The organism is Streptomyces sp. NPDC020747, assembly GCF_044334695.1.
Taxonomy (GTDB): domain Bacteria; phylum Actinomycetota; class Actinomycetes; order Streptomycetales; family Streptomycetaceae; genus Streptomyces.
Window position 1 is genome coordinate 15,505 of record NZ_JBIRTJ010000024.1, and the last position, 15,289, is coordinate 30,793.

Consider the following 15,289-nt stretch of genomic DNA (forward strand, 5'->3'; position numbering starts at 1 on the left):
CGGGCCGATCGGCCCTGTGCAGTACGACGCCCTGGTGCTGCACTGCCTGCTCGACTACAGCAGCTCCGCTGCCGCCGAGGTCATGGGACAGGACCCGCGCAAAATCCGCTACCTGGTGTGCTCGGCACCCGTGCAGTCCCGGACCGCCGCCTGGCCCCGTCACGCTGACTCCGGCCCGGCCACATCGGAACCGGGCCTGCTGGTTGAGCCGTGGGTGCTCTCGCGGCTGCTCAGCTGGCTGCTGCCTCCGGCTCGGGCTCCGCGGATTGCGGGGCGGTGGTGGCGGTGTAGAAGACGGATGAGCCCTGCTTGGTGCGGTGGGCGTGGCTCCTGGCGACCAGCCCTTCGACCGTGGTGCGCACCACGGTGGTCTTGATGGTGCGGTCGGGGTGGGCCTGGGTGAGGGCGGAGGAGATCTCGGCGGCCGACCGCGGCTCGTTCTGCTGCTTGAGGTGGTTGCGGATCAGATCGACCAGGGACGGCTTGCCGGCTGCCTTGGACGCCTTGGCGGACGGGGCCTCGGCGGCGGGCTTCTTGGGCGCCGCCTTGCCCGCACCCGCGGCGGCCGTCTTCTTCGGCCTGCTGCGCTTGGGCTCGGCGGCAGCTTGGCGGGGCACGGACACAGCGGCCTTGGTGTCCGCCTCGGCGGCGGGGCCCGCGCCGCCGAGCGCCTGCTGCATGTTCACCAACACGGTGTGGTCATGCTGCAGAGTGCGCAGCTGCTCCTGCAGGGCCTCGACTTCCGCCCCGATGCGCTCCTGGTCCTTGGTATTTCGCTCCAGATCACCTGTGATCTGGGCGATGTACTGCGACGTCAGTTCTGTACCGCTGGCCTGGATTTCAGACATGACATGGGCCTTTCTGCAGTGCGCGAGCACGGTGGTGAAAGCAGGAACCGTATGCGCCAGTGGATGGGGGAGACATTGCGTCTGCGGTGACCGGATGTCCTGCAGGTCACCATTGCGGCAACCTGCAGGAGTCTGGAGATAGTACGCATGAGCGGAACCCGATGTTCCTGCTGAGTGATGTGTCACTCTCCCGTGAAGGCGGGACAGTCGGCAGATACGGGTGCCATCCAGTAACTGGCAGCTGTGTCGTCACCGTTGAACCGCCGCTCGGCCCACCCCGATCTGGGGAGGCAAGCGCCAGGAGATCTCCTCGTCGCCGATGTGCCGCCAGCCGTCCAGGAGGCGGGAGCGGACGAGTTGGTCGAGTAGGTCCTCCAACTGCTGCGGGGACTGGCCGCACAGGCGGGTGAGGAGGTCGAGTTCCGTGCTCCCGGTGCTGTCGCAGGTGTGGGCGGCGAGAGTCAGCGCGGTGAGCTGCACCGAGGGAGCCATCTCACGAGGCGCGGCCAGGGGAGTGGGGCACAATGCCCAGTGGGCCGCGCGAGCACGGGTGCTGCGGCCGGAGGCTTGGCTCTGCATGGCGGCATCGAGCAGGCGCGCTTCCATGGGGGAGTGCCGCGGAGCAGAGCGGGCCAGCCATCCGGCGTGCTCGAGTTCACTCCACAGCTCGGTACGGCCCCGCAGCCGCATGCCGCGCAGGAAGCCGTTGGGGAGCCGGACACGCCCCTGACGGTCGGCGCGCAGCGCGCACTGCAGGGCCAGCAGGCGGGCAGCGGGGGAGGAGAAACGGGGCAGGGCCACCGCAAGGTAGGTGAGCATTTCCCTCACGCACAGCCGCTCGCCCGGCCCGTGAAGGGGATTGCTGCGCCGGACTGTCCGACGCGTCGACTTCGTGGGCGACGGGCCGGTCAGTGTGTCGGGCACGACGGCGGTGTAACTGGTGGCGGCCGCGCAGGCGGCACAGGCATCCGCAAGGCGCCACATGCGACCGCTGCGGTCGCAGGTCAGGGTCAGTAGCACCGGGCCGGCGCAGCCGCGGCGGCGCGGGTGCCATGAGCAGCCGCGCGCCCGGCACTGGCAGGTCCGCAAATGCCCCGGCAGCGCGTCGTGTTGGGCATGGCGGGCCAGATGGGTCAGCGCGGCCGACCGGGCGGAGGAGGCCGGCAGCCGGTAGCCGTGAAGTGCGCAGTGAGGGCAGCTCAACAGCGGTCCTCCCGGCTGCGGGTGCAGCCGTACGGTCCAGATGCGCTGCACCGTGTCATGCGTGGAGAGCCTCATCCGGCTCGTCGTCCTCCGATCTGGTCCGTGCCGCTGAACTTCCGTGTCCCAGACGTCTGGAAACGGGAGCCAGGCACGCTGCGGTGCTGATCCTGCACCGTCGAATGTCACCCCTTCCCTAGCAAATAGTGCAGAGGTCTGCACTGACGGGGCAGGGTCCTGCACCGTCGGATGGTGGGGTGACGATCTTGCCGCCCGACCCCGACCTCACCGCGCTGCGCGTGACGCTGGCGCGCCTGCGGGGCGAACACGGCTGGACCTTCGACGAACTCGCCGACCGCAGCGGCCTGGCCCGGCGCACCCTCATCGACCTCGAACACGGCCGCACCACCGGCAGCATCACCACCTGGCACGCCCTCGCCCACACCTTCGACGTCCCCATCGAGCACCTGCTGGGTACTCTCTGCGACGACCACACATCGCCCGGCCCGACGAGCTCCTGACCTCTTCGCGCCCGCCAGCGCGTCGCACGCGAATCACCCGAACCGGCGAGCAGGCCCCGAACGTACAAACGGCCACTCGTGCGCACGTTCGGTGCGGCTGGGCTACTCGTGGGACATACCCGCCGTTGTCCTCGCCGCCGCGGTGCGCCGCCTGGCACGGTCCCCGTCATGTGCCCCAACCCCGCCTCCGCCGGCCGTCACCGGGACGGCAGCCCCCGCACCGTGTGCCGGCGTCGTCCGCTGCGAGTGGCCGTCCCCAGCCCCAGCCGTCTGCTGCGCGCCGGTCAGAGCGGCCGCTGCCGCCAGTGCGGCAACCGCATCGCCTTCTACCCGCGCGCCGACCAGCGGCTCATTGCCCTGCATCCGGTGGAACTGACCGCCGCCCAGGTGCCCGCTGCCTGCCGATGGCACCTGAGCAGCGGCATCGCCCACCCGCACGGCGACGGCAGCGCCTGGTGCCGCATCCCGCACACCATGCTCTGCCCCCACCACGCCCTCGCCGGACAGCTAGGTCCGCACATTGCGGCGCTGCGTCGCCAACTCGCCGTCCGGGCTCGCCGCCTGATCGACACCGGTGCCTTCACCCCGGCCGATGAGCCCCCTTTCGGCGGTGGCCGTCCTGACCGCCCCGTTGTGCAGCTGCTGCTGGGCCGCTACCTCGCTGACCGGCCGGTGCAGGACATCCGGTGCGTGGCCCAGACCCGCCACCGTCACCGCTGTCCGCATCCCGTCCTCGCCCCCCACACCCCCCAAGGGATCTGGACGCTGCTGCCTACCGACCCGCATCACGGCCAGCTCGCCCCGCCCGACGGGTCGATGGCCGTCTACGACCTCACCCGCCTGCCCTACGGCGAACAGTTGCGCTGGCGCACCCAGCGCTGCCCGACCCATGCCGCCGCCCCCGGCGTCGCCGACCTCGCCCTGGCCGGCTGGGAGGTCTTTGACCCCCTCCTCCATGCGGAGCACCTCCACGCGCGCCTCCCGCGGCCCGAGACCGGCCACCAGAGAGGGGCGTGACGATGCCATACCACGCCCTGGAACTCACCCTGACTCGTTCCCTCACCACGGCCGAACTCCAACAGACCGCCCGCACGATGCCGCTTGCAGCCAACCACGACGCCACCCGCGTGATGACCGTCGTACGCGCCAAGACGCCGGGCAAGGCCCTTAGCCGACTCCGCCACCAGGTAGACGGACGGCTGCCCCTCGACGCCATCACCACGCACTACCCTGACGCGGACGGCCAGGTCCTGCTCAACGTCTCCCTGCCACCCGCTGCGCACAGTGCGCTCCGCGCCGCCGCCGACGGCGCAGGACAAACACCCCGCGTGTTCCTCCAACTGGCTATCCACCGGGCCCTGGTCCAGCACGCTCGCGACGAGGCCGACCGCCTCGACCAAGCGGTGCAGCGCCTGCTGGAGTGCACGACCGCCCCCCAACTCATGGCGGCCCTCGGGCGCGCCCTGTCCAGAACGCCCGGAGCGTCGCAGTGCTGAACATGACCGATGAGCAGAAAGCGGCGGCCGAGGCATTCCGTGCCGGAGACCACCTGGTACTGCAGGCGGGTGCAGGCGCCGGCAAGACCACCACGCTGGACATGCTCGCCCGCACCACACAGCGCCGCGGCCGCTACTTCGCCTACAACCGGACCATCGCCCAAGACGCGCGCTCCCGTTTCCCCTCCACCGTGATCTGCAAGACTGCTCATGCCCTGGCCTATGCGGCCGTCGGCCACCGCTATACCCGCCGCCTGAACGCCCCCCGCCGCCCGGCCTGGCAGACCGGCCAGGCCCTCGGCATCACCAAAGCCATCCGCATCGGCGAACGCAGCCTGTCCCAAAGAACCCTCTCCAACGCCACCCTGCGCACCGTGGCCCGCTTCTGCCACACCGCCGATGAGGCGATCACCCGGCACCACGTCCCCCACCTGCGCGGCCTGGACGACTGTGCCCTGCATACTCAACTCGCCGACCACATTGTGCCGTTCGCCCGCAAGGCCTGGGCCGATCTGCAACACCCCGACGACGGCGCGGTCCGCTTCGACCACGATCACTACCTGAAAATCTGGGCCCTCACGAACCCGAAAATCGACGCCGACTTCCTGCTGCTGGACGAGGCCCAGGACACCAACCCCGTCGTCGAGCAGATCTTCCTCACCCAGCGCAGCCACGCCCAGCTGGTCATGGTCGGCGACTCCGCCCAGGCCATCTACCACTGGCGCGGCGCCAAAGACGTCATGACCGGCTTCGACGGCACCCACCTCACCCTGTCCCAGTCCTTCCGCTTCGGCCCTCACCTCGCCCACGAGGCCAACCGCTGGCTGCGCCTGGCCGACGCCCCGATCCGCCTCACCGGCACCACCTCCGTACCCACCGAACTCGGCCCTGTCATCCGGCCCGACGCGGTATTGTGCCGCACCAACGTCGGCGCCATGGCCCAGGTCATGGATCTGCTGACCGCCGGACACCGGGTGGGACTGGTCGGGGGAGGAGACAGCCTGCGCGCCCTGGCCCTGGCTGCCCGTGACCTCAAAGAAGGCCGCCGCACCACCCACCCCGAACTGGTCCTGTTCCCCTCCTGGGGCGAGCTGCAGGACTACGCCACCCACGACCCGGCCGGCCGGGATCTGCAGCCGCTGGTCGACCTCGTCGACACCCACGGCACCGATGCCATTCTGTCCGCCGTCGCCCAACTCGCTCCCGAACAACAGGCCACGGTGACCGTCTCCACCGCCCATAAAGCCAAGGGCCGCGAATGGGCCCACGTGAAAATCGCCGACGACTTCAGCCCGCCCAGGGACAGTGGCCAACATGACGACACCGGCCGCGCGGTGCCCGCACCGATCGACGACAGCGAGGCACGCCTCGCCTACGTGGCGGTCACCCGCACCCGTCAACGGCTCGACCTGGGCGGCCTGTCCTGGATCCACAGTCATCCGCAGGGGGCGCCATGAGGAGGATGCGTTGGCCGGGGCGCAGCGGGTCACGCACATTGGGCCCAGGCCGCGTCGACTGTGCGGCACTCGATGCACGCTTGATGGCGCTCTTTGAAATTGGCCATCTCCTGCTTAGCAGCGACCCCAGACCTGCTCAGTGGATCTCCCCACCCCACACCACACCTGCCCCGGCGGGGTCCTCAACTGGCGGTACTGGACGTGACCGCCAACGGGAGGGGTTCGGCAAAGTTCAGATGCGGGGCCAGTCCTGGCCGGTGGTCACCTCGCGTGCGATGCGACGCCACTGGTCCTCCCCGCCGGGCAGGGGCCAGGCCCAGGTCGGCTGTTCCGCGGTGTTCAGGTCGTGCAGGAGGCGGACGAGCTGTGGGCCGGCGGTGGCGGCGCCGTCCGGGACGGTGGGGCCGTGGACGGCGCGGAGTTCGGTGAAGCGTGCCAGTTCGTCCTCGTAGAAGCCCACGGCTTCATCGACGCGTGCGGCCAGGTCGTCGCGCGGCACCGTGCGGTGCAACTGCAGCAGCGCAGGCTCGACGGACTCGGCGATCGCCGCAGCGAGCCGCGCGTGACCGTCCAGGATCAGATGGCAGTCCAGGCCGCTGACCCACCACAACAGGACGGGTGGGAGCGTTCCTTCACGTGCCTGTTTGCGGTACGCCTTGACCCGGCTGTCGTCGGCATCGGGCATCGGCCGCAGCGGAAGGACCTCCCACGCCCCAGAATGGACGAACCAGTCGATGTATCCGTCCGGATGACCGTCGACGAGCATCGAGCTCCAGTACTCGGCATGCGAAGTGCTGGGGTGGCGCCAGCGCCGGAGCGGACTCTCACACGAGAGCAGCCACCGGCCCTCGTGCAACGGGCTGTCCGGCGAGTCGATGAGGTACTGCGCGAAACGGTGAGCCCACCGTTCCGGGCTTCCCGCCAGGGCGCGCCCCACATCGGCGCGCAACGGCGGGACGAACGAGCGGTACTCGTTGGTGCGCCAGAAGTCCACGCCCTGGAGATGCTCGTCGACGACAGCGAGCAGCACAGGTCGCGACAGCTGGGAGACCAGCAGTTGCGGCCCGGCGCTGAACACGCACAGCCCCGGCTCTTTACGGTCCGGTACATCCAGGGACAGTCCTATCCACCTGCCGTCGTCCCGCGTGACATCACTGTGCTGCATGCCGAGAGCGTAGACGGCTACCTCGAGCACATGACCCCGGCCGGAAAACACGCGGTGCTCGCTAAAACTCCTCACTCCGTTGAACGGCGCACCGAGTGAAGTGAAGAGCAGTCTTGGCCGAATTCAGAGATCCCCATCACCCTGCGCCGCCCTACTCTTCGCCGACCGCGACTACACCCACGACATCTACCGTTGCCGGGTCCGCTGTGCTTTGTGTCACCAACTAACGCGTTAGAGCAAGTCACATGAGCTTCTACGCGGAGCGTGACGTGTGGGATCTCGGTCCGAAGCGCGGCTGGCTTTTGGTGACGAGCTCGGTCGCAGAACGCCCCGTGAAGGGGTGCTGACCTGTGAGCATTCGCCAGCAGAAGAGGTCGGCCCCAAGTGCTGGGGCACTGCGGGCTCGAAAAGAGCAGGACCGGCCGGACCGGCGGCCCCGTCATGGAAGATCTAGGCCAGAACGACTCCTCTGTGCGGAAAGAGTGATCTTCTCCCTACGGGTAAAATTGATGTAAATGCGTAAGTGGTTGCCTGGGGTACGCGGCACCAGAACGCCCCTGCTCGCTCGGCAAGGTTTCCCTTTCTCAGGGGTATCGCGGCTGTCCCGTATCGGGGTCCAATGGGGAGAGTCAAGCCCTTCGCGCCCGCGCCGGTCAGAAGAGGCACACAATGGATCTATGGCTGATCTGGTTGATCATCGCAGCTGTGCTGGCTGTGGCGGAGATCGTCACCCTTACTGCTGCGCTCGGAATGCTGAGTGCGGCCGCCTTGGTCACGGCGGGGTCCGCTGCGGTCGGGCTGCCGCTGCCCTTCCAGTTCTTGGTGTTCACCGTCGTCGCCACAGTCACCGTGGTGTTCGTGCGCCCCGTTGCGCTGCGCCATGTACTCGGGCCTCAAGTGGAGCGGTTCGGTATAGACGCACTGGTTGGCAAGGCTGCCTACGTCGTGTCGGAGGTGACGGGCCGGGACGGCAGGGTCCGTATCGGCGGCGAGGAATGGACGGCCCGCGCCTATGACGAGACGCTGGTGATTCCTGCTGGAACGACTGTCGACGTCATGGAGATCAGTGGCGCCACCGCGATCGTCTATCCCCGGGACTGAAACCATGGAAACCTCGGCGTTCTTGATTGCCGGCTTGATCGTCGCGCTTATCGCGGTCTTCACCGTGGTGCGGGCGGTCCGTATCGTGCCGCAAGCACGCGCTCGTAATGTCGAGCGGCTTGGCCGATATCATCGGACGTTGAATCCCGGCCTCAGCCTCGTCATTCCTTACGTTGACCGCGTTCATCCGGTGATCGACCTGCGGGAACAGGTCGTTTCCTTCAAACCGCAGCCGGTCATCACCGAGGACAATCTGGTCGTCGAGATCGACACCGTCCTGTACTTCCAAGTCACTGACCCGCGAGCGGCCTTCTACGAGATCGAGAATTTCCTTCAGGCGGTCGAGCAGCTCACCGTCACCACCCTGCGCAACGTCGTGGGATCCATGGACCTGGAAGTGACCCTCACCTCACGGGACACCATCAACAGCCAGCTGCGTGGCGTGCTGGACGAGGCCACCGGCAAGTGGGGGCTGAGGGTCAACCGGGTGGAGATCAAGGCCATCGACCCTCCGCAGTCCATCAAGGACGCGATGCAGAAGCAGATGCGGGCCGAGCGGGACAAGCGGGCCGCGATTCTCGGGGCCGAGGGACAACGCCAGTCGCAGATCCTCACCGCCGAAGGCGACAAGCAGGCTGCCGTCCTGCGCGCGGAGGGTAACCGTACCGCTGCGATCCTCCAGGCCGAGGGCCAGTCCCGGGCCATCGACGAGGTGTTCCAGGCCGTGCATCGCAACGACCCCGACCCCAAGCTGCTCGCCTACCAGTACCTCCAGACGCTGCCCCAACTCGCGCAAGGCCCGGGCAACAACTTCTGGGTGATCCCCAGCGAGATCACCTCCGCACTCCAGGACGTGTCCCGCGCCTTCACCGAGGTACTGCCCAAGTCGCCAGCCACCCGCGAGAAGCCCTCGGACGACATGGCTGCCCAGGCCGCCAACGACACCGCTCAAGCTGCAGAAGCCGCTGCCGAGGCCCTTGCCGACGCAGCCAAGGCCGACGGCACCGCCCTCAACGCACTCCCGCCTCACCCACCTCGCTGACGGTGGCACTTACCGGACGTCCATAGCGTCATCGGCCGACGTCGATGGCATGATCGTCAAGAAGGTCGAGGATGCCTACCCGCGGCGTGCTCGTCGCGCGCCAGCGACCAGGGTCAGCCCGCCTCCGCCAGGGTCCGGTCGTGCTTGGGGAAGCCGGTGACCAGGTCGCGCAGGGCGCCCCGGGAGGAGACCAGCACCGGCGACATGGCGCGGCCGCGGCCCTTGGCCCGCAGTAGACGGTCCACCGCCTGGTCCGTGATGGCATCGGCGCCGATGCCATCAGCCCGTACCTACTCCGCTCACTGCGGCAGGCACCCGAACCGGCCAGGCTCAGGGCACGCTGCCCAGTCTGTACCGGCTCTTCGGCGTGTGGATGCGGGTAGTGGCATCCCTGACCAATCAGCCCTCGTAGTGCTGACCGCCGCGAAGCGAGAGGCTGGGCTGAAGTCGGGTCCGGTGGCCGCGTGGGCAGGGACAGGACGGCCCGGCTGCGGCTGGCCGTGGTCGCGCGCGGTGGGCCTCGGGCGCCGTGGTCAGCGCGTCGGCCACGGCCGGTGCGAAGGGCAGTCCCTAAAGACGCCCGGATCGTGCCTGGACGTGGACCAGCGGTGGATGGAGTACAGGCCTGGGGTCATGGCTCGATCAGTCCGGAGCGGATGGCGTAGCGGGTGAGTTCAAGCCGGTCCTTCAGGCCGAGTTTCTGTAGCAGGTTGGCGCGGTGACGTTCGACGGTCTTGGTGCTGATGACGAGGATGTCGGCGATTTCCTTTGAAGTGTGGCCTTCGGCGACGAGTTTGAGGATTTCCTCTTCGCGGTCGGTGATGGTTTTGGTGGGGAGGGTGTCGCCGTCTTTGGCGCGGTCGAGGTAGTTGCGGATGAGGGCGTTGATTGCTCCGGGGTAGAGGAAGGGTTCGTCGCGCATGGCGGCGCGGCAGGCTTCGACGAGGTCGCGGTCGGCGACGGATTTGAGGACGTAGCCGGCGGCTCCGGCTTTGAGCGCTTCGAAGAAGTACTGCTCGTTGTCGTACATGGTCAGGATCAGGATGCGCAGTCCGGGCTGGAGGCGCGAGAGTTCGCGTGCTGCCTGCAGCCCGGTCAGGCGGGGCATGGCGATGTCGAGGATGGCCAGGTCAGGCTGTTCGGCGCGGGCCTTGTCGATGGCTTCGGCTCCGTCGCCTGCCTCAGCGACGACGGTCAGGTCCGGTTCGTTGTCGAGGATGAGCCGGACTCCGCGGCGGACCAGGGCGTGGTCGTCGGCGAGCAGGATGCGGGTCTTCGTCGGCTCGGACATGGTCAGTTGCTCCCGGATCGCGTGGGCACGGTGAGGCGCACTTCGGTTCCGCCTTCGGGGCTGGGGCAGAGGGTGAGTTCGGCTCCGATGAGCAGGGCGCGTTCGCGCATGCCCCGGATGCCGGAGCCCTCGGGGGCTCCTTGGAGGCCGAGGCCGTCGTCACGGATGCGCAGCTCGACTCCGGTGGGGCTGCGGCGGAGTGTGAGGTCGAGACGCTGGGCGTGGGCGTGGCGGACGGTGTTGGTGAGACTTTCCTGGGCAACGCGGTAGACCACCAGTTCGGCTTCCTCGCCCAGAGGCGGCAGATCGGTGTCCAGCTGCCGCCGGGCGATGATCCTGGAGTGGGCAGGGATCTCGGTGGTCAGTGCCTTGAGGGCGCTTGCCAGACCGAGTTCTTCCAGAACGCCGGGGCGGAGTCTGCGGGCGATGCGGCGGATTTCGTCGAGGCTGTCACGGGTGGCTTCCTGGACCTGGTGCAGTTCGGTTCGTAGGGGTGCGGGTGCCTGGTCCGCCACTCGTTTGAGTTCGAGCAGCACAGCGGTGAGGCTCTGTCCGATCTCGTCGTGGAGTTCCTGGGAGATGCGTCGGCGTTCGGCTTCCTGCGCGGACAGGGCGCGGGCGCTGCTGGTGGCGCGTTCTGTTTCCAGGCGGTCGAGCATGGTGTTGAACGTCTTGATCAGGTCGGCGATCTCGCCATGTCCGGCGACCATGGGGCGAGGACCTGGACGCAGCAGGTCGATGGTGGTCATGGCCCGGGCAAGCCTGGCCAGCGGCGTAAGGCCGATCCGGAGCAGGGCCGCGTTGGCGACGAGCAGTGTGGCGAGCCCTGCGGTGAGGATCAGGGCCTCGGTGAGCAGGACCGGAGTGGAGACGGTGACGGGGCCGAGCAGGAGAAGGGCCGTAGCCGCGGTCAGCACGGCGGCGTTGAGCAGGAAAATCCGCCAGAACAGGGACACGGCTGTATGGCCTCCTCGGTAGGCATTCCTCACTATGGCCCGTCCGGCCCGGTTGCTGCAGATATGCGGCCCCCGTCCGCTGGCAGCCACTGATGTGCCTTACAGCCAGCCTGGCGGAGCGTCCGAGGCTCCGTCCATCGGGGCCGGCACCCATTTCTCACCCCCGTGCAGCGATGTCACGTACACGTTCGCCACCCCCGGGAATGGGTGTCGGTGCGGATGGTGCCGACCCGGCGTACCAGGTGACCGTTGAAGCCAGGCCCTGCTCCTGGCGTCTGCGGCGCCGGTTGACGCACGGATGCCCGCAGGAGGGGAGGGATGGCGGGGCGCGGGAAGAGGCCGGCGGTTGCCGTGAGCGCCGCTCAGAGGGGAAGCGCCCGTGGATATCACTGCGTGGCTGGCCGTGGCGGTGTTCGCCGTCGTCTATGTTCTGATCGCGACGGAGTGGGTGCACCGCGTCGCGGCGGCGCTCGGTGGCGCGGTGGTGATGCTGGTCATCGGGGCGACGGACGCTGAGCACGCGTTCTTCTCCGAAGAGGCCGGTATCGACTGGAACGTCATCTTCCTGCTGCTCGGCATGATGCTGATCGTCTCTGTCCTCAAACGGACCGGGGTCTTCGAGTTCATCGCGATCTGGGCGGCGAAACGGGCCCGGGGCAGGCCGTACCGGCTGATGGTGTTGCTGACGGTGGCGACCGCGTTCCTGTCCGCCTGGCTCGACAATGTCACCACCGTCCTGCTGATCGCGCCGGTGACGATCCTGGTGTGCACACGGCTCGGGCTGCCGGTCGTCCCTTACCTCATCGCCGAGGTCATGGCCTGCAACATCGGAGGTGCGGCCACGCTGATCGGCGACCCACCCAACATCATGATCGGCTCGCGCGCCGACCTCTCCTTCAACGACTTTCTGATGCACATGGCGCCCATCGTCGTCGTGCTGATGGTCGTCTTCGTCCTGATGAGCCGGGTGATGTTCCGCAAGGCGTTCCGGTACGACCCCGAGCGGGTCGATGCGGTGATGGAACTGCGCGAGCGGGACGCGATCAAGGATGTCCGGCTACTCGTCGTCAGTGGTGTGGTGGTCGTGCTCGTGATGGCAGGCTTCGTACTGCATACCACGCTCCATCTGGAGCCCTCGGTGGTGGCCATCATCGGCGGACTGGTGCTTCTTGCTGCCTCCCGGCTGAGCGCCGCAGACGTCGTCAAGGACGTGGAGTGGGAGACACTGGCGTTCTTCACCGGGCTGTTCGTGATGGTCGGTGCGATGGTGCAGACCGGCGTGATCGGGGACCTCGGCGAGGCTGCCGCCCGGGCCACCGAGGGCGAACTGCTCGGTACCTCCATGGCCCTGATTTTCGGATCGGTCGTCCCCTCGGCCGTCATCGACAATATTCCGTTCGTGGCATCCGTCAGCCCCATCGTCTCCGAGATCATCGCCTCGGCCGGCGGGACAGAAGAGGCAGGGATGCTGTGGTGGTCCTTCGCTTTGGGCGCGGACCTGGGCGGTAACGCCACGATCATCGCCTCCTCGGCGAATGTCGTCGTCGTCGGCATCGCCGATCGCAGCGGTCACCACATCTCGTTCTGGCAGTTCAGCCGCTACGGCCTGATCGTGACCGCCGTCACTGTCACTGTGGCGGCTCTCTACGTGTGGCTGCGCTACTTCGCCCTGGCCTGATCACGATGCCTCAACGGAAGGGGAGACAGCCATGACACCCCCAACCCGCCGCAACGACCGCCTGCCGCCGCCACACCCCGGCATCAGCCTCGGGAAGGAGGAGCCGTGGCCCGCTTCGACGACGAACACCTGCGTGACATCGAAGCCCAGATGCGCCGCGACGACCCCCGATTCGCCAAGGCACTGGGATCCGGCCGCCCGTGCCGTCCACGCGAGTACCGGCACGGACGGGCCTGGCTGGTCCTCGCCATCGCCCTCACATGCCTGGGCATTGGCATCGCCATCGGCCAAGGCCTACTCATCGCCACAGGGCTGGTCCTGGCAGGCATCGGCGGTCACATGTTCGACCCCAATCGCGCAAAGCCCCCACGACACGGCCCTCCATCCACGCGATGACACCGGCCATGGGACCTTCAGAGCCGGTACGGAGACATCCGGATGACCTTGCAGCAGCTGTACCTGGCGCTGCTCATCGGCGGCACGGTACTCCTCGCCAGTATCGCCGCGGCCCGGACCGCCAACCGGCTCGGCCTGCCCAGCCTGCTGCTGTTCCTCGCCGTGGGAGTGATAGTCGGTGAGGACGTCCTCGGCCTGGAATTCGACAACGCCCAACTCGCCCAGTCCCTGGGCACCGCGGGCCTGGCCGTCATCCTCGTCGAGGGCGGACTCACCACCCAATGGGCAGATGTCCGGCGACTCCTGGCTCCCGCCGGGGTACTGGCCACTGCAGGCGTGGCAGTCTCGGTCGCCGTCACCGCCGCCGGAGCGCATCTGCTGCTCGGCATGGACTGGCACCTGGCGCTGCTACTGGGCGCGATCGTCTCATCCACCGACGCCGCAGCCGTCTTCGCCGTCCTGCGAGCCTTGCCGCTGCCACAGAAGGTCACCGGGTTGCTGGAGGCCGAGTCAGGATTCAACGACGCTCCCACCATCATCCTGGTCCTGGTCTTCTCCACGGCTGCCGCCGACCTGCCCAGCCCGGTCTCGATCGCCGGCAACGTCCTGTACCAGCTGATCGTGGGTGCCGCGCTCGGCCTGCTCATCGGGCGTATCGGGGTCGCCGCCCTGCGGCACATCGCGCTGCCCGCCACCGGCTTGTATCCGCTGGCCACTGTGGGCTTCGGCATTATTGCCTTCGCCGCCGGCGGAGCCGTGAACGCCAGCGGCATCATCGCCGCCTATCTGTCCGGACTCGTCCTGGGCAACTCGAAACTGCCGCACCGCGCCGCCACCCGCTCGTTCGCCGAAGGCGCCGGCTGGCTCGCCCAGATCGGCCTGTTCGTCATGCTCGGCCTGCTGGTTACGCCCAGCGACCTGCCCTCCGCTGTCCTCCCGGCCATCGGTGTGGGCCTGGTCCTCCTGCTGATCGCCCGCCCCCTATCCGTCCTGGCCTGCCTGCTGCCGTTCCGCACTCCCTGGCGCGAACAGGTGTTCATCTCCTGGGCCGGGCTGCGTGGCGCCGTGCCCATCGTGCTCGCCACCTTCCCCATCGTCGCGGGCGTGGACGGCGCACGGCACCTGCTGAACATCGTGTTCGTCCTGGTCGTCATCTTCACCCTCGTCCAGGGCCCGAGCCTGCCCGCCGCCGCCCGATGGCTCGGCCTGACCAGACCCGGCGCACTGCGCGACGTGCAGGTGGAGAGCGCACCCCTGGACCCGTTGAACGCCGACCTGCTCACCGTCGCCGTACCACCCGGCTCTCAACTGCACGGTGTCGCCATCTTCGAACTGCGGTTGCCCCCACCGGCCGTGGTCACCCTGGTCATCCGCGACGGCACCAGCATCGTTCCCCATCACGACAGCGTGCTCCGCTCGGGCGACGAACTCCTGCTGATCACCACACCGGACACCCGGGACGCCGCCGAACGGCGACTGCGTGCGATCGGCAGACGCGGCAAACTCGCCCGCTGGCTCGGCGAACACGGAGACATCGACCCGCGGACCTGACCGGCACCTCCTGACACAGGCAGGCTGCTCTGAACAGAGGGCGGGCGGGTGCGGTAGTGGGCACGGGCCGGGCTCGTCGGCGTGCAGCATTTCTCCGAAGAATTACAGTAGGCACCATTTACCTGTTCTGGGAACTCGGCCGCATCAACAGCGCACTTGGCGAGCTTGCCGACGTCTGGAACGGGCAGTACCAGCAGCGGAAGGAGTCGGCTCGAATCGACTCCTTCCAGTGATACAGCCGGTTGGCGACTGCAACGTGACGTCTTTGTACACGCTCAGTCTGTCGCCGCGGTGCGGGTGCGGTACGCGCGGATCTCTCGCCTGGCCAGGGCGATGGCGGCGACGTTGCAGGGGAAGGCGATCAGGCGGGCCGGTTCAGGGAGGTCGGCGGCCCGCAACAGGCTGGCTCCGGTTGCGGCCAGAAGAAGGGCCAACGGCAGAAGCCTGCGCCAGCGCGGGAGGCCCGGCAACCGGGCTGCCGTGAGCGTGTATTTCACGGCGAGGATGAAGAGCACGGCAAGCAGGGCAAGCGGTAGTAGCACGTGCGGATTCCTCCCGCGGGCCGAGGTCTGGGCGTCCGATGTCGG

Annotated in this window: 16 protein-coding genes and 1 pseudogene; 10 read left to right on the forward strand and 7 right to left on the reverse strand. The window is 68.1% G+C overall.

What is annotated here, in order from left to right; genetic code table 11:
- Positions 1-230 precede the first annotated feature (230 nt).
- Together ACH4YP_RS43365 and ACH4YP_RS43370 are read right to left on the reverse strand one after the other, a co-directional pair.
- Positions 231-848 (reverse strand): hypothetical protein, encoded by a 618-nt coding sequence (locus ACH4YP_RS43365; RefSeq protein WP_398496769.1) that lies wholly within the window; start codon positions 846-848, stop codon positions 231-233.
- A gap of 249 nt (positions 849-1,097) precedes the next feature.
- Positions 1,098-2,126 (reverse strand): hypothetical protein, encoded by a 1,029-nt coding sequence (locus ACH4YP_RS43370; protein WP_398496771.1) that lies wholly within the window; start codon positions 2,124-2,126, stop codon positions 1,098-1,100.
- Between the two features lie 179 nt (positions 2,127-2,305).
- Here ACH4YP_RS43370 and ACH4YP_RS43375 point away from each other — a divergent pair, with 179 nt between their 5' ends.
- From ACH4YP_RS43375 to ACH4YP_RS43390, 4 genes are all read left to right on the forward strand, one after another.
- On the forward strand, positions 2,306-2,569 hold the full coding sequence (locus ACH4YP_RS43375; RefSeq protein WP_398496772.1) for a helix-turn-helix transcriptional regulator: 264 nt from the start codon (positions 2,306-2,308) through the stop codon (positions 2,567-2,569).
- A gap of 168 nt (positions 2,570-2,737) precedes the next feature.
- Complete coding sequence (locus ACH4YP_RS43380) at positions 2,738-3,586, forward strand: DUF6083 domain-containing protein (RefSeq protein ID WP_398496774.1); 849 nt, start codon at positions 2,738-2,740, stop codon at positions 3,584-3,586.
- A gap of 2 nt (positions 3,587-3,588) precedes the next feature.
- Positions 3,589-4,065: a hypothetical protein gene (locus ACH4YP_RS43385; RefSeq protein ID WP_398496776.1), complete on the forward strand. Its 477-nt coding sequence runs from the start codon at positions 3,589-3,591 to the stop codon at positions 4,063-4,065.
- Positions 4,062-5,522 carry a UvrD-helicase domain-containing protein gene (locus ACH4YP_RS43390; protein ID WP_398496899.1) on the forward strand — a complete coding sequence of 487 codons (1,461 nt, stop codon included), beginning with the start codon at positions 4,062-4,064 and terminating at the stop codon, positions 5,520-5,522. Before ACH4YP_RS43385 ends, ACH4YP_RS43390 begins: the two co-directional genes overlap by 4 nt.
- Positions 5,523-5,754: 232 nt before the next feature.
- Here ACH4YP_RS43390 and ACH4YP_RS43395 read toward each other — a convergent pair whose 3' ends face one another.
- Positions 5,755-6,687 carry a hypothetical protein gene (locus ACH4YP_RS43395; protein WP_398496777.1) on the reverse strand — a complete coding sequence of 311 codons (933 nt, stop codon included), beginning with the start codon at positions 6,685-6,687 and terminating at the stop codon, positions 5,755-5,757.
- A gap of 669 nt (positions 6,688-7,356) precedes the next feature.
- Here ACH4YP_RS43395 and ACH4YP_RS43400 point away from each other — a divergent pair.
- Together ACH4YP_RS43400 and ACH4YP_RS43405 are read left to right on the forward strand one after the other, a co-directional pair.
- Complete coding sequence (locus ACH4YP_RS43400) at positions 7,357-7,788, forward strand: NfeD family protein (protein WP_398496779.1); 432 nt, start codon at positions 7,357-7,359, stop codon at positions 7,786-7,788.
- A gap of 4 nt (positions 7,789-7,792) precedes the next feature.
- Positions 7,793-8,830: an SPFH domain-containing protein gene (locus tag ACH4YP_RS43405; protein ID WP_398496781.1), complete on the forward strand. Its 1,038-nt coding sequence runs from the start codon at positions 7,793-7,795 to the stop codon at positions 8,828-8,830.
- 113 nt (positions 8,831-8,943) lie between these two features.
- Here the strand turns inward: ACH4YP_RS43405 and ACH4YP_RS43410 are convergent, their stop codons facing one another.
- Positions 8,944-9,075 carry a hypothetical protein gene (locus tag ACH4YP_RS43410; protein ID WP_398496782.1) on the reverse strand — a complete coding sequence of 44 codons (132 nt, stop codon included), beginning with the start codon at positions 9,073-9,075 and terminating at the stop codon, positions 8,944-8,946.
- Between the two features lie 71 nt (positions 9,076-9,146).
- Here ACH4YP_RS43410 and ACH4YP_RS43415 point away from each other — a divergent pair.
- Positions 9,147-9,242: pseudogene (locus ACH4YP_RS43415) on the forward strand (peptidase M55); the annotation flags it as partial.
- Positions 9,243-9,461: 219 nt separating this feature from the next.
- Here ACH4YP_RS43415 and ACH4YP_RS43420 read toward each other — a convergent pair.
- Both ACH4YP_RS43420 and ACH4YP_RS43425 read right to left on the reverse strand, forming a co-directional pair.
- Positions 9,462-10,121: a response regulator gene (locus tag ACH4YP_RS43420; protein ID WP_398496784.1), complete on the reverse strand. Its 660-nt coding sequence runs from the start codon at positions 10,119-10,121 to the stop codon at positions 9,462-9,464.
- Positions 10,122-10,123: 2 nt separating this feature from the next.
- Positions 10,124-11,077, reverse strand: a complete 954-nt coding sequence (locus ACH4YP_RS43425; protein ID WP_398496785.1) for a HAMP domain-containing sensor histidine kinase — start codon at positions 11,075-11,077, stop codon at positions 10,124-10,126.
- 379 nt (positions 11,078-11,456) lie between these two features.
- Between ACH4YP_RS43425 and ACH4YP_RS43430 the strand changes: the two genes are divergently transcribed.
- The 3 genes from ACH4YP_RS43430 (at position 11,457) to ACH4YP_RS43440 (ending at position 14,702) form a co-directional block, all read left to right on the forward strand.
- The gene (locus tag ACH4YP_RS43430) at positions 11,457-12,755 is read left to right on the forward strand and encodes an SLC13 family permease (protein ID WP_398496787.1); all 1,299 of its coding nucleotides are present in this window, start codon (positions 11,457-11,459) and stop codon (positions 12,753-12,755) included.
- 105 nt (positions 12,756-12,860) lie between these two features.
- Positions 12,861-13,151: a DUF3040 domain-containing protein gene (locus tag ACH4YP_RS43435; protein WP_328687701.1), complete on the forward strand. Its 291-nt coding sequence runs from the start codon at positions 12,861-12,863 to the stop codon at positions 13,149-13,151.
- Between the two features lie 42 nt (positions 13,152-13,193).
- Positions 13,194-14,702: a potassium/proton antiporter gene (locus ACH4YP_RS43440; RefSeq protein ID WP_398496789.1), complete on the forward strand. Its 1,509-nt coding sequence runs from the start codon at positions 13,194-13,196 to the stop codon at positions 14,700-14,702.
- 275 nt (positions 14,703-14,977) lie between these two features.
- Here ACH4YP_RS43440 and ACH4YP_RS43445 read toward each other — a convergent pair whose 3' ends face one another.
- On the reverse strand, positions 14,978-15,244 hold the full coding sequence (locus ACH4YP_RS43445; RefSeq protein ID WP_398496791.1) for a hypothetical protein: 267 nt from the start codon (positions 15,242-15,244) through the stop codon (positions 14,978-14,980).
- Between the last annotated feature and the right edge of the window lie 45 nt (positions 15,245-15,289).

Coding starts and splice junctions, on each gene's coding strand:
- ACH4YP_RS43365 (WP_398496769.1), bottom strand. CDS start 848: ATGTCTGAAATCCAGGCCAGCGGTACAGAACTGACGTCGCAGTACATC.
- ACH4YP_RS43370 (WP_398496771.1), bottom strand. CDS start 2,126: ATGAGGCTCTCCACGCATGACACGGTGCAGCGCATCTGGACCGTACGG.
- ACH4YP_RS43400 (WP_398496779.1), top strand. CDS start 7,357: ATGGATCTATGGCTGATCTGGTTGATCATCGCAGCTGTGCTGGCTGTG.
- ACH4YP_RS43405 (WP_398496781.1), top strand. CDS start 7,793: ATGGAAACCTCGGCGTTCTTGATTGCCGGCTTGATCGTCGCGCTTATC.
- ACH4YP_RS43395 (WP_398496777.1), bottom strand. CDS start 6,687: ATGCAGCACAGTGATGTCACGCGGGACGACGGCAGGTGGATAGGACTG.
- ACH4YP_RS43440 (WP_398496789.1), top strand. CDS start 13,194: ATGACCTTGCAGCAGCTGTACCTGGCGCTGCTCATCGGCGGCACGGTA.
- ACH4YP_RS43380 (WP_398496774.1), top strand. CDS start 2,738: ATGTGCCCCAACCCCGCCTCCGCCGGCCGTCACCGGGACGGCAGCCCC.
- ACH4YP_RS43420 (WP_398496784.1), bottom strand. CDS start 10,121: ATGTCCGAGCCGACGAAGACCCGCATCCTGCTCGCCGACGACCACGCC.
- ACH4YP_RS43385 (WP_398496776.1), top strand. CDS start 3,589: ATGCCATACCACGCCCTGGAACTCACCCTGACTCGTTCCCTCACCACG.